Source organism: Chryseobacterium sp. SIMBA_038 (genome assembly GCF_046535115.1).
Lineage (GTDB): Bacteria > Bacteroidota > Bacteroidia > Flavobacteriales > Weeksellaceae > Chryseobacterium.
This window is the reverse complement of the sequence record NZ_JAWRXH010000005.1, coordinates 39,018-54,399: the sequence shown is the minus strand read 5'-3', so window position 1 is coordinate 54,399 and position 15,382 is coordinate 39,018. Positions and strand designations below refer to the sequence as shown.

Genomic DNA, 15,382 nt, shown 5'->3' with positions numbered 1-15,382 from the left:
TATAAAAAATCATATGGCTATGAAAAAAAAATCGATCTTTTTAATTGCCGGTATTGCAACGCTTTATTTCAACAATGCGTATGCTCAGGAAACTCCACAGGATTCTACCAGATCGGCGTCTATTGAACAAGTCGTAATCACTGGTAACTCAAATCCTAAAAAGAAAATAGAATCGAGTACCGCAATTTCTACCTTTAGTGCAAAAGAAATTCAGAAGCAAAACCCAATCAGTGCGGCAGCTTTGCTACAAAGAGTTCCAGGTTTTGCCGTGGAAACTTCAGGTGGTGAAGTAGGAAACAACCTTTTCGCAAGAGGTATTCCTTCTGCAGGAGCTTATGAATTTGTACAGGTTCAGGAAGATGGATTGCCTGTTTTCGAAGATGGAGCTTTGCAGTTTGCTAATGCGGATAATTTCTTCCGTGTTGATAATTCAGTAAGTAGATTAGAAGCTTTGAGAGGAGGTTCAGGGTCTATTTACGCAACGAACTCTCCCGGAGGTTTGATCAACTTTATTACAAAAGAAGGAGGTAACGATTTTAAAGGAACTGCAAAACTTGAAACGAGCACTTACGGATTAATGCGTACCGATGTCAACTTGGGTGGCGCTTTGGTTCAGGATAAATTGTTCTTCAATGTTGGCGGTTTCTACAGAAGTGATGACGGAATCAGAAAAACAGGTTTTAAAGCCAATCAGGGTGGACAAATCAGAATGAATCTAAAATATGTTTTCGATAAAGGTTACGCTAAAGTTTATTATAAAAAACTTGACGACAGAAATACATTCTATCTTCCGATTCCTTTGGTGAGAGATGGAAATGATATAAAAGAATTCGGTGGTTTTGATGCTAATTATGGAACTTACAGCTATAGAACAATCAGTCAGTTGAATATTCCTCAAGCAGGAGGCGGTTTTTTCAACAGAAATTTAGAAGATGGAATTCATCCAAAAGTTGATGTTTTAGGAGCAGAATTTAAATATGATCTTGGAAATAATTTCTCTGTTTTAAACAAAACAAGATATACCAATATCAACATGAACTATACGGGAATTTTCCCAGCTGGCACACCTGCAACAGGTGCTAAATTTGCAAGTGATAATGGAATCGCGGGAAATAATTATCAATATTCATCAGTAAGCTCAGGAGCAATTATGAATCCGGCTTATGTTCAGGAATTAGGTTTTTGGGCAATTGATAAGCAGATGAATAACTTTGTGAATGATTTACAGTTCAATTATAAATTCGACAAGGGAAATGTAACGGCAGGTTTCTATAAATCAAACTGGAAATCCCACCAATACTGGAACTGGAGCAATATTCTAACAACAGCAACAGACAGACCTGAGCTTCTTAATTTAGTTGATACTTCATTAACGCCAAACAGTGTTGGATATTCCAAAACCTATAATGGAGTTACGGATATGACTTTCCTTCAGAGAGATACACAAACTCAAGGAAGTCTGAATGATCTTTATGCAAATTTAGACTATAATATTACGGATGATTTAAGCGTAAATGCCGGACTTCGTTACAGTCATGATTATTATAAAGGAAATTTTGCTAATACAACGAGCGCTAATCTTAATAATTCAGGATTAACGACAGACGGAACTCATAGCTTTTTAACAACAACGGCGGATGACAATATGAGTGTTTTAGGAAATAAATACACGTATTGGAATTATAATATTGATAAAGTTTCTTTCACTCTTGCTGCAAACTATAAAATTAACAGAGAAAACGCAGTGTATGCTCGTTTTTCTAATGGTTTCAGATCTCCGAATGAAGAAGCATATTATAATTATTTCTCCAATCCGACACCGGATCAGCCTTTGAAATCTGTATCAACCAATCAGTTTGAAGTTGGTTATAAATATTATTCAAGAACATTTGATATTGCTGTAATTCCTTTTTATTCTACACTTAAAAACCTTTCGTTTACAGATGTTTTCTCTAACGGAACTTCTGAAAATACTTTTGCTAATACCAAAAACTTTGGGGTTGAGTTAGAAGGATATGCAAGATTGTTTGATAATGTATTGGAACTTACCTTTAACGGAACAATTCAAAATCCAAAATACGATGGCTTGGAAGCAGGAAGCGTTCTGGAAGGGAATGTAGTAAGAAGAATTCCGAAATTATATTTTAATATTTCGCCAGCTGTAAATATTACGAAACAATGGAGAACGTATGTAAGCTATAATTATTATGGTAAACGTTTTCAGGATCAGACCAATCAGGATACTTTGCCTGCATTTGGTGAGGTTGGAGCTGGAATGTCTTATCAGTTGGGAAAAATACGTTTTGCAGTTGACGGAACGAATATTTTCAATACGATCGGAATTACAGAAGGAGATCCAAGATCACCAACCGTACAACAAGCGGGTAGTACGACTATCATGGCTAGACCAATTATGGGTGCTGCTGTAAGAGCATCAGTTGCATTTGATTTCTAAACAATTAGTTTTTTCATATCAAATTAAGAAACCGTCAGATTTTTTCTGACGGTTTTGTTTATCAATAGGAACGGGCTTTAGCCTGTTTATTTAAATTTAAAAATTCAATTGGCTTTAGCCAAAACGTATTTTGGAACACGAAAAAACGCAAATATTTTCACAAATATCCACAATCATCTGTGTAAATCTGAGTAATCTGTGGGAGAAAAATTATGTATTAAGTTTATCATTCAACAAGGGAGAAATTTGTCACATAAATTCTTCACTTCTTTCGCTCAATTGAATGTTAGTATATTTGTAAAAACTCTAAAACCCTAAAACTCTCCCGCGCTAAAACACTAAACCCTTACTTCAAAAATGGATTATACTGCTTTTCAAAACCAATACTCGTAGGATTTCCATGACCTGAAAAAACCTGTGTTTCATCATCTAAAATGAAAAGTTTGGTTTTAATTCCATCAATTAATTGCTCGTAATTTCCTTTGTAAAGATCGGTTCTTCCGATACTTTGTTCAAAAAGAACATCGCCGGAAATCATGAATTTCTGATTTTCATTATGATAAACCACACTTCCAGGAGAATGTCCCGGAACATGATATATTTTAAACTTTTCTCCGTCTAATTCTAATTCATCGCCTTCATTTACATATTCTACATCAACTTTTACAGGATCAATTTGAAAACCGAATCTCATTCCGCTTGCCTGAAGCATATCCAAAACTTCCTGATCTTCTTTGTGTAGGCTTACAGGAACTTTAAATGTATCAAAAGCCCATTGCAACCCTAAAACATGATCAATGTGAGCATGAGTCAACAATATTTTCTGAATTTTTAATTCATTTTCTTTAATGAAATTATCGATCGCTTTTGTTTCCTGTTCGTTCATATTTCCCGGATCGATCAACCAGGCATTTTTGTTTTCATTATAAACGATATAAGTGTTTTCGCTTGCAAAATTGAATACGAAGCCTTGAATCTGAAGCATATGCTGAATGTTTTTATTAGGACAAATTTAACCACAAAAGTCACAAAAGCCTTATTTAAACTAAGATTATTTTTAAAGCTTCAAGATTATCATAGATTTTAATGAGAATATTTAGAATGTAACTTTCTGTCTTATTTGGCTGGTGTTAAACTTTAAAAACTTTTGTGCCTTTTGTGGTTTAAAAATTGATTTTTCGTTATCTTCGTCATAATGAAAACTTTGCGCATACTTTTACTTTCTTTGAGTGGTTTGGTTTTTGGACAAAACATCCAAAGTATACAATTATTCAACCCACAGACGAATGATGAAACTCCGGTGATCAACCTTAATCAGACCTTGGTTTTAAGTTTTGATGATCTTACAAATTCAAGTGATATTTTTAGATATACGATCAAGCATTATGACAGAAACTGGCAGGATGATAATCTTTTCTTTACAGAATTTGCCAATGGAAGTTTAAATGGAATGATAGATAAATTTCAATATTCATTCAATACATTACAGGCTTATACACATTATACGCTGACGTTTCCTAATGACAAAATGCAACCAAAGGTTTCAGGGAATTTTGAATTGATTGTTTATAAAGATTCTGCGGAAAAACCTCTTTTTAAAAGAAGATTTTATGTAGTTGAAGATAATGCGAACCTAGCTTTAAATATTTCGAGAATTTCGGATGCAAGAAATCCAAATGCGAATCAAAAGGTAGAGGTACAGGCGGTTTCAAAAGGTGGAGATCTTTCTTCTAATGTCAATTCAATGAGTTTGAATGTGATGCAGAACAACAATCCGAACGTTACGGTCAATAATTTAAAACCAAGTGCGACTTTAGGAAATAAATTACTTTTCCAGCAAATGAATCTTGTTTTCCCCGGAAATAATGAATTTTATTATTTCGATAACAAAAACATGAATTTACCTGCAGATATGGTTCAGGCAACAGAATTGAAAGACGGAGTAAATCAAACCTATCTTCATCCGGTTTGGGCTTTTCCTCTGAATTATCAATATCAGCCGGACGTGAACGGAGCTTGGTATTACAGAAGAAACGACATCGGACTTGAAAGAAATGCAGAAAGAGAAGCAGATTATTCTTGGGTATATTTCTCTCTGGAATCTGATCCTGTGGATAAAGAAATTTATGTGTTGGGAGGTTTTAATAATTTTAAACCAAGCAAAGAAAACCAAATGCAATATGATGAAGCGGGGAAAAAATATGTTGCTAAAATATTCCTGAAACAAGGTTTCTACAACTATATTCTGGCTACAAAAAATCCTGATGGTTCATTGAATTTCGGTGAAGTCAACGGTAACTTCTGGCAGACGGAAAATCTTTATCAGGCGTTTTTATATTATGCGCCTTTCGGAAGAAGCTATGATGGTTTGATGGGGTATGGCGAGTTCAGAACTCCTGTGAGAAAATAAAAAACCTTATAGGTGTCAACTCCTATAAGGTCCTACATATAAAATAGTCCTGAAAAATGTGCTAATATTTTATTTAATCATTTTCAACTTAATTGATCTCCTTAAAGATTGCAGTAATAAATAAACTCTCTTCATCTTCAAAAATATAATGAATGTGAACGGGGAAGTTCTGCATGCTCATTTGTTGGAGTTCTGTTTCGGGATCTTCAGAATTTTCCACAATTTGTTGGATTGATTCTTTCAGATCTTCCAGAAAATAGGCTCCTTTATGTTCTTTTTCTGCATTGAAAACTCTCATAAGAAGTCTTATATCGTTCTTTGCAATGGAGGACAAAAATACTTTCATCAGGCAAAATTCTTTTCCAGCTCAGAAATATTTTCATAAAAATCAAGTTTTGTCTTCGGATTCTCGTTGTGAAACTGAATTCTGTACAAAACTTCATCCATCTGAAACTGAGGAACGGAAAATCTATTCTGCATTTCTAACTTTTCTACCATTCTTGCCAAAGTTTGAAGCAATTCGGGTGTGAAGCTTTCGATCTTGTGTTTTAAAATTTCGGCAGTTGCATTCATCATTTTTAATTTTTATGGTTAATGCTTTTCTTTTGATAGGGTAAAGTTAAGAAAAATATTTAAATTTTATAATTTTATTTAAAAATAATAGGGGTATTTGTTTAAAATTAATATTTATTTGAAATTAAGTATCAGAATTAACGGGGTGGTTGTAGAAAATATTGTTTTTATTTTTTATTTGAAGCTTTTTCCAGCTTTCCGCTATATCTTTTTGGTTACGGGCTCGGCTTCGCTCCGCCCGCAACCAAAAAGGATGTCGCTGCAATCTGGGCTAGGGTTGTAGTCGTTCTTTCAACATCCGTCATTGCGAACCGAAGGTGAAGCATCTATTAAATAAAAGTATATAAGTCAGATTTTAGCCCAAAATATAAGTTGAAGCCGTCGGAATTTCCGACCATGCAAATCAATATAGGTTTAAGCTATCGGAAGTTCCGACGAGAACAATCAAATTAAGTTTAGACTTTCGGAGTTTCCGACGATAGGAAATTAAAAAGGTTTGAGCTTTCGGAAACTCCGACAACGCAAACCTATATTTAAACAAAAAAAATAACCTCCGTTTCCGAAGGTTACTATATTTTAAACTAAATAAAATTCATTGAGTTTTTCCTCACACAAAGTTTTTACAACTTCAATCCAACGGTCTTCATCGTTCAGACAAGGAATGTAATGGAAATTTTCTCCACCTCCGTGCAAGAACTGTTCTTTTCCTTCCACCGAAATTTCTTCTAAGGTTTCCAAGCAATCAGAAACGAAGGCCGGACAAACAATTGCCAGGTTTTTCACTCCTTTTTTACCGATACTTTCCAGAGTTTCGTCAGTGTAAGGTTCCATCCATTTGTCGTTTCCTAATCTTGACTGGAACGTAACCATTACTTTTTCTTTTGGTAATCCTAATTTTTTAATAACAGAATTGGTCACATCAAAACATTGGTGACGATAACAAAACTGATGACTCGGATTATCTTTACGCGAACAGCAATCGTTTAAATTACAAGTATTCGTAGGATCGGTTTTATAAATGTGTCTTTCTGGAACTCCGTGATAAGAGAACTGTAAAGCATCGAAGTTTTCAGGAAGTTTTTCTCTGATACTTTCTGCCAAACAATCGGTGTAGATCTCTCTATTGTAAAAAGGTTGGATATAATTAATCTTTATATTTGGGAAGCTCTTTTTTCTAACTTCTTCCGCCTTGTCGATTACGGTTTCCGTAGTACTCATCGCATATTGCGGGTACAATGGGAAAAGCACGATTTCGGTAACACCTTGATCAACTAATTTTTGAATTCCAGCTTCAATACTTGGTTGAGCGTATCTCATCCCGATTTCAACAGGAACATCTACCAATTTTTGAAGTTTCTTCTGAATTTTTTCAGTGATCACAATCAAAGGCGAACCTTGCTCTGTCCAAACCGTTTTATAAGCTTCTGCTGATTTTGCAGGTCTTGTATTTAAAATAATTCCACGCACTAAAAGGGCTCGAAAAATCCAACGATAATCAATTACCTTTTCGTCCATCAGGAATTCGTCAAGATATTCCTTTACATCATTTACCGCCGTTGATCTTGGTGAGCCAAGATTTACTAATAGAATTCCCTTCATTATTTATTTAGATTTTCCAGTTGTCCATCAACAGTCGGACCATAGTTTTTCTTTAAATGAAAAATATACACTTCTCTGGCAAGCATTTCCTCGTCTTTTGTAATTCCAAAAGTGGCAAGGTATTTATCGTCTTTCTCAGAGATTATTTTGGTGAACAGCGCAAAATATTCTTCAGGATGTTCACTTAAGAAATTTTCTCCCTTTGATTTTTTTATTTCATCCTGAGTTTCTTTGTCGAGCTTATAATAATAGTGAACATAGTAATCCAGGAAAGTCGTATTCTTTTTATTAAGCTTATCAAAAACAACATCCATTTTCTGAAGGCTGTCTTTGGCTAAATTAGATTTCACAAGATCTTCATGAAATCCGGCATTAATATTAGAATGTGACTCCATTTCTTTCTTACATGAAAAAATACTTAGGCTGAAACAAATTAAAAGAAGAAATATTCTCATATTTAATAATTATCCGTTTACAGCTTCCACTTTTTCTACCAAATCAGGAACGAATTGTTTTAAAATACCTTCAATTCCGTTTTTCAAAGTAGCGGTAGAGCTTGGGCATCCTGAGCAAGCACCTTGTAAAAGCATTCTCGCTGTTTTAGTAGATTGAACGTATTCCATTAAAGAAATCTTTCCACCGTCATTTTCTACAGCAGGAGCAACGTATTCATTTAAAATATCAGAAATTTTCTGCTCATCATCTGTATAATCTCTGTTGATGATCTTTTCTACAGGATTTTCGTGTGTTTGAGCTTCAATTGTTGAGATCTCACCACCGTTTTGTAAATAGTCAGCGATCAATCCGCGAACAGCCATCATTACTTGGTGCCATTCCACAGAATTATCTCTTGTTACTGCCACGAAATTGTCAGAAATGAAAACTTCCTTAGTAAAATCAAACTCTTTAAAGATAGCCTGAGCTAAAGGAACTCCATCCGCTTGTTCTCTAGATTTTACTTCAACAAAACCTTCCAACAACAGTTTGCTTGAAACGAATTTCATTACCGCGGGATTTGGAGTCATTTCTGCATAGATCTGATACATTTCCTTTTTCTTTTGAAGGTAAATTCTAGGGTTAGCTAATAATTCATCTTCAATGATGTTTTTCAGACTTTCAACAACGTGTTCCCATTCTACAGTATCTTGTTTTGCTACGGCTACAAAATTTGCCGTAATAAAAATTCTTTCAACAAAAGGATAGTTAAAAAGTTCTTGTGCTAAAGGAATTTCTGAGATATCAGAATCTCTGTCCAGCTCCAAAGACCCGGGAATCAAGTTGTAGTCTGCTACAAATTTCATCACTTTTGGGTTTTCAGTTGGTTCTATAAGTATAGTATGCATTTTTTCGTTAAATTTGAGATACAAAAATACGGATTTAGAAGTTAGAAGCTAGAAGTTAGAAGTTAGATTTTTGCTATCAGCATCATTTAAAAATCGTGAAGTAAAAATTTAATTGCTAAATCGGCTCATTTTTCAAATTTTCAAAATAAAAATATGGCACTAATAAAAGAACTTTTAGGGAAAACACCGCAAATAGGAGAAAATACTTTTTTAGCTGAAACTGCAACAATCATCGGCGATGTTGTGATGGGTAAAGATTGTAGCATCTGGTATAATGCGGTGATAAGAGGAGATGTAAATTACATCAAAATGGGAGATAAAGTAAATGTTCAGGATAATGTAATGTTACATTGTACGTATGAAAAATATCCTTTAATTATAGGAAATAATGTTTCGGTGGGGCATAATGCTATTGTACATGGATGTACAATTCAGGATAATGTGTTGATCGGGATGGGTTCTATCGTAATGGATGACTGTTTGGTAGAAGAAAACTCTATTGTGGGTGCAGGCTCTGTGGTAACGCAAGGAACGCACATTAAATCCGGTGAAGTTTGGGGCGGAGTTCCGGCAAGAAAAATTAAAGATATTTCTGCTCAGCTATTAGAAGGTGAAGTTAATAGAATTGCTAATAATTATGTAAAATATTCTTCTTGGTATAAAGAGAACGCGAAAGAAGTTGAAAGATAATTTGGATGTGAATTGTGAATTTTCTTCGAAGTCAATTAACTTCGTTGTCAATTTTTTAGCACAATAAATTCACTTGCGAAGCAAAATTGACTATTCACATTTTAATAATTCATAAAAAAGCATTGCCAATTTTGACAATGCTTTTTTTTAATCCTTAGTGAGAAAACTCCTGATTGAGTTCGAGTGTTTATTTTATTCTACTGGGTAAACTACCTCTGCTTTTCCGTTGACACATCTGATTCCTGCCGGTTCTCCAACCAATGAACAGTCTGATGTGATGTTGTATTTTTTATTAAACTCAGCTTCTTTTGTATTGTAACTTTCAATTTTCGGTAAAATCTGAGCTTCTAATTTTGCTGGATAAGCGATATAAGATTTCGGTCCACCACAAGCTTTAGATCCTATTGGAGCAGGTTTCCATTCGTTTGTGGTTGTATCTGTACATTTTTCTTTAGAAATTTCGGCATCAATTTCAGCTCTCAGTTTATCTAATTGTGCCTGATCGTATTTCTGACTGTTTTCGTCAGCAGGCCTTTCTGCAATATCTTTAGGTAAATTAGTATTAGGGTCAACTTTCGCTTTACATGAATTCAAAGCAAAAACTGAAAATAATACTAAAACTGGAACCTGAATGAATAATTTTTTCATAAAATAAACTTTTTCTTTCCTCTAATTTTCAAAACTTGTGCCAAGATAAAAAATTCAAATTCATTTTCCGTAATTTTGCCGGCGATGAACAATCATTTTTTTGACTTAATAGAATATACCAACAGAAGCATTTTCTTAACAGGTAAAGCAGGTACAGGAAAAACAACTTTCCTGAACGATTTTGTAAAACGTACAAAAAAGAAGCACATTGTTGTGGCTCCTACGGGAATTGCTGCGATTAATGCGGGAGGTGTTACCATTCACTCAATGTTTGGGCTGCCTTTACGAACCTTTTTACCGACAACCGACCGTATCGACACCAGTTTGGCGAATAATATTGCCGACTTGATGCCTCATTTTAAATACCGAAAAGATAAACTTAAACTTTTACGTGAAGTGGAGGTTTTGATTATTGATGAGGTTTCAATGTTGAGAGCTGATGTTTTGGATATGATGGATTTTTCTTTACGATTCATCAGAAGAAACAGCCAACGATTTGGAGGTGTTCAGATGTTGTTCATTGGAGATTTATATCAGCTTCCACCGGTGGTGAGAGATGAACATATTTTAAAAATGTTTTATAATTCTCCTTTCTTTTTTGATAGCCATGCGATCAAAGAGATTCCTTTGTTGACAATTGAATTAACAAAAGTTTACCGTCAGTCTGACGAAAGCTTTTTAGATATTTTGAATGCAATTCGTGATGGAGATGTAGGAAGCATAGATTTCGAACATCTTAATGAAAGATACGATCCTGCATTTGAAACAGGAACTGAATCTTACGTTTATCTGTGTTCTCACAACAGAATGGCAGATGAGATCAATCAGGAAAAATTAAAGGAAATAAAAGTGGATCCTTCTACTTTTGAAGCGAAACTTTTCGGTGAATTTAAAGAAAATCAGTTTCCCAACGAGCAATTTTTAGAATTGAAAATAGGCGCTCAGGTAATGTTTATCCGAAATGATATTTCCGGAGAAAAAAGATATTTTAATGGAAAATTGGGTGAGATTTCCGCTTTAGATGAAAACGAAATTAAAGTAGTTCTCGACGGAAGCGAAAGAGAAATTACCGTAAAAAGAGAAGTTTGGGAACAGAAAAAATATTTTCTGGATACCGATAAAAATATTAAAGAAGAGGTTTTAGGAAGCTTCGAGCAGTTTCCTATAAAGTTAGCATGGGCGGTTACCATTCATAAAAGTCAGGGATTGACATTTGATAAAGTAATTATTGACGCCGGAAAAAGTTTTACAGCAGGTCAGGTGTATGTTGCCTTGTCGCGTTGCCGAACGTTAGAAGGAATTGTGTTGAAATCTAAAATTACGCCTGAAGTTATTTTTAAAGATAACCGAATTCTACAGTTTCAGGGCTCTACTTTTGCGAATGATAATGTGGAGGCTATTTTAAATCAGGAGAAATACGATTACAGCATTAAAAAAGTGCTTCGTACAGTAGATTCAAGATGGATTTTAAATGAAGTGGAAGAGTGGAATAGGCTTTCAATCACTACAAAAAGTATTGATACGGTAAAAACTAATCAATTATATATCCAGTTAAAGCATGAAGTAACTCAGCTTGGAAAAATTTTCGAAAAGCTGGAAAAAGTGATCTCTCAAAAAGTAAATAATTTCATCGATCAAAAAGAAGAATGGTCTGAAATTGAATCGAAAACAAAAGGGGCGGTCAACTTCTTTTTTACGGAAATCAGAGATAAAGTTTTCAGTCCATTAAAAGAATTTTATGCTGAAATAAAAGGAGCAAAAGGCTTAAAACAATATAACGAAGAATTTAGGAATTGGCTGGAAGATGTTGAAGAATATCTGAATAGTTTAAAAGAAGCTCATTTATTAGAAACGAAACTTTTAGACGAAAAGAATGACAAGGAAGTCAGCATGAAAATTGCAAAAGTTCCTTCACAGGTTCTTACTTTTCAATTGTTTGAACAAGGGAAAACTATTGCAGAAGTTGCATTTGAAAGAGGTTTAGTCAAAGAAACCGTGATCGGACATTTGGCGAAATTTGCCGAGCAGGGATTGTTGGATATTTCAAGAGTAATTACTTCAGATAAGATCAAAGCTTTTGAAGATATGTTCTACAAAACTCCTCACGAAACATTGACGGAATGGAAGAGTGCTTTACCAAATGAGTTTGAGTTTAATGAGATTAGGATTTTGATTAATCACTATAATTTTAAGAAGGAGAAAAATAAATAGTATCATTTAGAAAGGTTTAATAATTGACTTCAAATTCATTATTAAACCTTTTTTATTTAAATATTTAATATTAATTTCCTGTGATTATTGTCCAAAAAACTTGCGCTACGGCTATTATCTCTATATTCAATTTCAATATTTTCCAGTTCATTAAATCGACTTTTATCAGTTTTGATAAACTCAATTATTGTGAAATATTTTTCATCGATGTTATTAAAATAAACAATTTTTAAATATTCTTCAATCGAATTTTTATCAATCATAATTTTTCCGCTACCATATTGATGGCGATTTTGTCCATTCTTTTTCACACCTGAAACCCAATATTCTTCTCCGGTTTCTATGTCAAAATGATTTCCCCAAATTCCTGTATTTTTAAGTTTTTTCAACGCTTTGTTGTTAAAATAAACCGTTTGACCGGATTTTGAAAATTCTACAAAACCAATCCATGCCAATCCGTGATGACCTGAGGATTTGTTTTCGATGTACATTATTTTTGATTTCATGGTTTGATTTTCTTTACTGATTTAATAAATCTTGGTTAATTCTATATCCAACAATCTTAATATCTCCATTTTCTTTCCGCATTGAGAAGGTTTCTTCGGTTTTACCCATATCTCTTTTAACATCATACGTAAGTACATATTCGCTTCGAGCATTACTTCCTTTTACCACTAAGGTCTCCCATTTTACCAAGTTGTATTCCTGAATTTGCCCAATTTTATTTTGAGAAACAGTATTTAACTCATTAAGTTTATCTCTGTTTGTAACCTCAAAAAACTTATCACTGAATAATTCATACATTTTATCCTGATTACCACCGTATTTTAATTGCCAGTAAAATTTCTTTGCAATTTGATCTGCATCATTTTTATCAGATTCTCTGTTTGAAAAAGTTTGATTAAATGAGCAGCTTATTAAGAGAAATGAGATAATGAGTAGATAGATTTTTTTCATTCTGAACAAGATTTTTTTTTCTTCATTTTATAGAGTGTGAAAATAAAGTATTTATTTTTTAACTACAAAAAATATAAACAAGATTAAAAAATTTTCAATAGTTTTTTCCTGAACTATACCATCAGACTTATCAATTACAAAAAGTAACTAATGCAGTTTAGATGTTTTAAATTTGTTTGGTTTTTTAGACCAAAAATTTAAAGTATGAAATCGACAAAGGAGATTGATTTCATATAACCTTTTAAAAAAAAGTAAATATCTCGTATATGAAAAACTTTGAAATATCAGTGTTAGATCTTGCGCCAGTAAAGCAAGGGAAAAGCATTCATGATAGTTTTCAGGACAGTTTATCTTTAGCAAACTTTACTGAAAATCTTAATTATAACAGATTCTGGCTAGCCGAACATCACAATATGGAAAGTATTGCCAGTTCTGCAACTTCAGTTCTGATTGGTTTTATCGCCAACGGAACAAAAAAAATAAGAGTAGGATCGGGAGGAATTATGCTTCCGAATCACAGTTCATTAGTGATCGCCGAGCAATTCGGAACACTAGAATCTCTTTTCCCTGGAAGAATTGATCTTGGATTGGGAAGAGCTCCGGGAACAGATGGTTTAACTGCTCAGGCTTTGGGTAGAAATCCGGCAATTATTAACGAACAGTTTCCAAGACAGATTTTAGAACTGCAAAAATATTTTTCTAAGGAAAATTCTAATGCATTAGTTCGCGCTATTCCAGGAGAAGGATTGGATATTCCATTGTATATTTTGGGTTCGAGTACAGACAGTGCTTGGTTGGCTGCGGAATTGGGACTTCCGTATGCTTTCGCAGGGCATTTCGCTCCTGAGCAAATGGAAATGGCTTTCAATATTTACAGAGAGCATTTTGAGCCTTCAAAACAATTGGATAAACCTTATATTTTAGCTTGCGTCAACGGAGTAGCAGCGGAAACTACTGAAGAAGCACACAAACTTTCTACGACTTTATTTCAGGCATTTATCAATATTGTAAGAAACGATAGAAAACCTTTTTCTCCGCCTGTTGATGATATGGATGATGTTTGGTCGCCAATGGAAAAATCGATGGTTTTACAAAAGTTGAGATATACTTTTATCGGAGATCAATCTGAAATTGCAGAGAAGTTAAAAAGCTTTCAGGACAAGTTCAATGTTGATGAATTAATGATCAATTCTCACATTTACGATCATCAGAAAAGATTAGACTCTTATGACATCATCAGAAAAGCCAAAGACTCTTTATTCAAAGCGTAACAAACCGTTTATATTAATTGGGAGATGCTTATTTTTATGAGTATCTTTGCAAAAATCTAAAGTAAAAATGTCTGATATTAAATTAAATACTATTCCGGAGGCTATTGAAGACCTTAAAAATGGTAAAATAATCATAGTAGTAGATGATGAAGACAGAGAAAATGAAGGTGATTTTCTTTGTGCTGCAGAACTTACAACACCAGAATTAATCAATTTTATGGCTGTTCACGGAAGAGGGCTTATCTGTATGCCGCTTCCTGAAAAAAGATGTGACGAGCTTGGTTTAGATATCATGGTAAGCCGTAGCAGTGATCCTAAAGAAACTGCGTTTACTGTTTCTGTTGACCTTTTAGGAAACGGAACTTCTACAGGTATTTCTGCGGGTGACAGAGCGAAAACGATCTTAGCTTTGATGGATGAAAATTCAAAACCGACAGATTTCATGAGACCGGGACACATTTTCCCGCTTCGTGCTAAAAAAGGAGGTGTTTTAAAAAGAGCCGGACATACGGAAGCTGCGATTGATTTAACTCAATTGGCAGGTTTAAAAGAAGGTGGTGTAATCTGTGAGATCATGAATGAAGACGGATCAATGTCTCGTTTACCGGATCTTCAGGTTTTTGCTCAGAAGCATGATATGAAAATTGTTTCTATTGAAGATTTGATTCATTATCAGCTTAAAAAAGGAAATCTTATCGAAAGATTGGAAGAAAGAAAAGTAAAAACTGCTTATGGTGAGTTTGATTTTTATGCTTTCAGAGAGACTTCAAACGAACAGATCCATTTTGCTTTAACGAAAGGAACTTGGACGGTTGATGAGCCTGTTTTGGTAAGAGTTCAGTCTTCTGATTCTTATTTTGATGTGTTGACAAGATTGAATAATGGTGAAAAACCTTTATTGGAGAAAGTAACAAACATGGTAAATGAAGCAGGAAAAGGTGCTGTTATTTTCATCAATAATGTTTCAAATTCTGAAAATACACTGAAAAAATTACAACAATTCTTGGATTATCAGGATGGTCAGCAACAGCGTCCAACGTTGGCGTATAATTTCAGAGATTATGGAATCGGAACGCAGATCTTAAAGAATTTAGGAATCAATAAGTTTAAAGTAATCACTCAAAATCCTAATATTAAACCTCAGGTTGGAGGATATGATGTTGAGGTGACGGAGTTGGTACAACTATAAAAATGTGAATTGAGAATAGTCAATTTTGCTTCGCAA

General features: G+C 34.0%; 15 protein-coding genes. 6 read left to right on the top strand and 9 right to left on the bottom strand.

Going from position 1 to position 15,382, the window contains the following annotated elements; genetic code table 11:
• The first annotated feature begins 19 nt into the window (after positions 1 to 19).
• The gene (locus tag SB689_RS15295) at positions 20 to 2,455 is read left to right on the top strand and encodes a TonB-dependent receptor (protein ID WP_410692959.1); all 2,436 of its coding nucleotides are present in this window, start codon (positions 20 to 22) and stop codon (positions 2,453 to 2,455) included.
• A gap of 346 nt (positions 2,456 to 2,801) precedes the next feature.
• On the opposite strand, the gene SB689_RS15290 is transcribed toward SB689_RS15295, so the two are convergent.
• Positions 2,802 to 3,440, bottom strand: coding sequence for an MBL fold metallo-hydrolase (locus SB689_RS15290; protein ID WP_410692958.1), 639 nt, complete (start codon positions 3,438 to 3,440; stop codon positions 2,802 to 2,804).
• A gap of 210 nt (positions 3,441 to 3,650) precedes the next feature.
• On the opposite strand from SB689_RS15290, the gene SB689_RS15285 reads away from it, so the two are divergent.
• Complete coding sequence (locus SB689_RS15285; RefSeq protein WP_410692957.1) at positions 3,651 to 4,865, top strand: type IX secretion system plug protein domain-containing protein; 1,215 nt, start codon at positions 3,651 to 3,653, stop codon at positions 4,863 to 4,865.
• 88 nt (positions 4,866 to 4,953) lie between these two features.
• Here SB689_RS15285 and SB689_RS15280 read toward each other — a convergent pair whose 3' ends face one another.
• From SB689_RS15280 to SB689_RS15260, 5 genes are all read right to left on the bottom strand, one after another.
• Complete coding sequence (locus SB689_RS15280; protein ID WP_410692956.1) at positions 4,954 to 5,211, bottom strand: hypothetical protein; 258 nt, start codon at positions 5,209 to 5,211, stop codon at positions 4,954 to 4,956.
• A complete protein-coding gene (locus tag SB689_RS15275) occupies positions 5,211 to 5,441 on the bottom strand; it encodes a hypothetical protein (RefSeq protein WP_157886015.1) in 231 nt (76 codons plus the stop codon). Before SB689_RS15275 ends, SB689_RS15280 begins: the two co-directional genes overlap by 1 nt.
• Positions 5,442 to 6,014: 573 nt before the next feature.
• Positions 6,015 to 7,037, bottom strand: a complete 1,023-nt coding sequence (gene hemH / locus SB689_RS15270) for a ferrochelatase (RefSeq protein WP_410692955.1) — start codon at positions 7,035 to 7,037, stop codon at positions 6,015 to 6,017.
• Positions 7,037 to 7,432 carry a hypothetical protein gene (locus tag SB689_RS15265; RefSeq protein ID WP_410692954.1) on the bottom strand — a complete coding sequence of 132 codons (396 nt, stop codon included), beginning with the start codon at positions 7,430 to 7,432 and terminating at the stop codon, positions 7,037 to 7,039. The genes hemH and SB689_RS15265 overlap by 1 nt, the downstream gene beginning before the upstream one ends.
• A gap of 69 nt (positions 7,433 to 7,501) precedes the next feature.
• Positions 7,502 to 8,380 (bottom strand): NifU family protein, encoded by an 879-nt coding sequence (locus SB689_RS15260; protein WP_410692953.1) that lies wholly within the window; start codon positions 8,378 to 8,380, stop codon positions 7,502 to 7,504.
• A 153-nt stretch (positions 8,381 to 8,533) separates the two neighbouring features.
• Between SB689_RS15260 and SB689_RS15255 the strand changes: the two genes are divergently transcribed.
• Positions 8,534 to 9,070, top strand: coding sequence for a gamma carbonic anhydrase family protein (locus tag SB689_RS15255; protein WP_066755230.1), 537 nt, complete (start codon positions 8,534 to 8,536; stop codon positions 9,068 to 9,070).
• 192 nt (positions 9,071 to 9,262) lie between these two features.
• On the opposite strand, the gene SB689_RS15250 is transcribed toward SB689_RS15255, so the two are convergent.
• Positions 9,263 to 9,718: a hypothetical protein gene (locus SB689_RS15250; RefSeq protein WP_410692952.1), complete on the bottom strand. Its 456-nt coding sequence runs from the start codon at positions 9,716 to 9,718 to the stop codon at positions 9,263 to 9,265.
• A gap of 84 nt (positions 9,719 to 9,802) precedes the next feature.
• On the opposite strand from SB689_RS15250, the gene SB689_RS15245 reads away from it, so the two are divergent.
• On the top strand, positions 9,803 to 11,929 hold the full coding sequence (locus SB689_RS15245) for a helix-turn-helix domain-containing protein (RefSeq protein ID WP_410692951.1): 2,127 nt from the start codon (positions 9,803 to 9,805) through the stop codon (positions 11,927 to 11,929).
• 56 nt (positions 11,930 to 11,985) lie between these two features.
• On the opposite strand, the gene SB689_RS15240 is transcribed toward SB689_RS15245, so the two are convergent.
• Together SB689_RS15240 and SB689_RS15235 are read right to left on the bottom strand one after the other, a co-directional pair.
• On the bottom strand, positions 11,986 to 12,435 hold the full coding sequence (locus SB689_RS15240) for a mannose-1-phosphate guanylyltransferase (protein ID WP_410692950.1): 450 nt from the start codon (positions 12,433 to 12,435) through the stop codon (positions 11,986 to 11,988).
• Positions 12,436 to 12,448: 13 nt separating this feature from the next.
• Positions 12,449 to 12,886, bottom strand: a complete 438-nt coding sequence (locus SB689_RS15235; protein WP_410692949.1) for a hypothetical protein — start codon at positions 12,884 to 12,886, stop codon at positions 12,449 to 12,451.
• A 266-nt stretch (positions 12,887 to 13,152) separates the two neighbouring features.
• Between SB689_RS15235 and SB689_RS15230 the strand changes: the two genes are divergently transcribed.
• Positions 13,153 to 14,157 (top strand): LLM class flavin-dependent oxidoreductase, encoded by a 1,005-nt coding sequence (locus tag SB689_RS15230; RefSeq protein WP_410692948.1) that lies wholly within the window; start codon positions 13,153 to 13,155, stop codon positions 14,155 to 14,157.
• A gap of 67 nt (positions 14,158 to 14,224) precedes the next feature.
• Positions 14,225 to 15,346, top strand: a complete 1,122-nt coding sequence (ribB, locus tag SB689_RS15225) for a 3,4-dihydroxy-2-butanone-4-phosphate synthase (protein WP_410692947.1) — start codon at positions 14,225 to 14,227, stop codon at positions 15,344 to 15,346.
• Positions 15,347 to 15,382 lie beyond the last annotated feature (36 nt).

Coding starts and splice junctions, on each gene's coding strand:
- SB689_RS15250 (WP_410692952.1), bottom strand. CDS start 9,718: ATGAAAAAATTATTCATTCAGGTTCCAGTTTTAGTATTATTTTCAGTT.
- SB689_RS15265 (WP_410692954.1), bottom strand. CDS start 7,432: ATGGAGTCACATTCTAATATTAATGCCGGATTTCATGAAGATCTTGTG.
- SB689_RS15275 (WP_157886015.1), bottom strand. CDS start 5,441: ATGATGAATGCAACTGCCGAAATTTTAAAACACAAGATCGAAAGCTTC.
- SB689_RS15255 (WP_066755230.1), top strand. CDS start 8,534: ATGGCACTAATAAAAGAACTTTTAGGGAAAACACCGCAAATAGGAGAA.
- SB689_RS15230 (WP_410692948.1), top strand. CDS start 13,153: ATGAAAAACTTTGAAATATCAGTGTTAGATCTTGCGCCAGTAAAGCAA.
- SB689_RS15280 (WP_410692956.1), bottom strand. CDS start 5,211: ATGAAAGTATTTTTGTCCTCCATTGCAAAGAACGATATAAGACTTCTT.
- SB689_RS15260 (WP_410692953.1), bottom strand. CDS start 8,380: ATGCATACTATACTTATAGAACCAACTGAAAACCCAAAAGTGATGAAA.
- SB689_RS15285 (WP_410692957.1), top strand. CDS start 3,651: ATGAAAACTTTGCGCATACTTTTACTTTCTTTGAGTGGTTTGGTTTTT.
- SB689_RS15235 (WP_410692949.1), bottom strand. CDS start 12,886: ATGAAAAAAATCTATCTACTCATTATCTCATTTCTCTTAATAAGCTGC.
- SB689_RS15295 (WP_410692959.1), top strand. CDS start 20: ATGAAAAAAAAATCGATCTTTTTAATTGCCGGTATTGCAACGCTTTAT.
- hemH (WP_410692955.1), bottom strand. CDS start 7,037: ATGAAGGGAATTCTATTAGTAAATCTTGGCTCACCAAGATCAACGGCG.
- SB689_RS15290 (WP_410692958.1), bottom strand. CDS start 3,440: ATGCTTCAGATTCAAGGCTTCGTATTCAATTTTGCAAGCGAAAACACT.
- SB689_RS15240 (WP_410692950.1), bottom strand. CDS start 12,435: ATGAAATCAAAAATAATGTACATCGAAAACAAATCCTCAGGTCATCAC.
- ribB (WP_410692947.1), top strand. CDS start 14,225: ATGTCTGATATTAAATTAAATACTATTCCGGAGGCTATTGAAGACCTT.
- SB689_RS15245 (WP_410692951.1), top strand. CDS start 9,803: ATGAACAATCATTTTTTTGACTTAATAGAATATACCAACAGAAGCATT.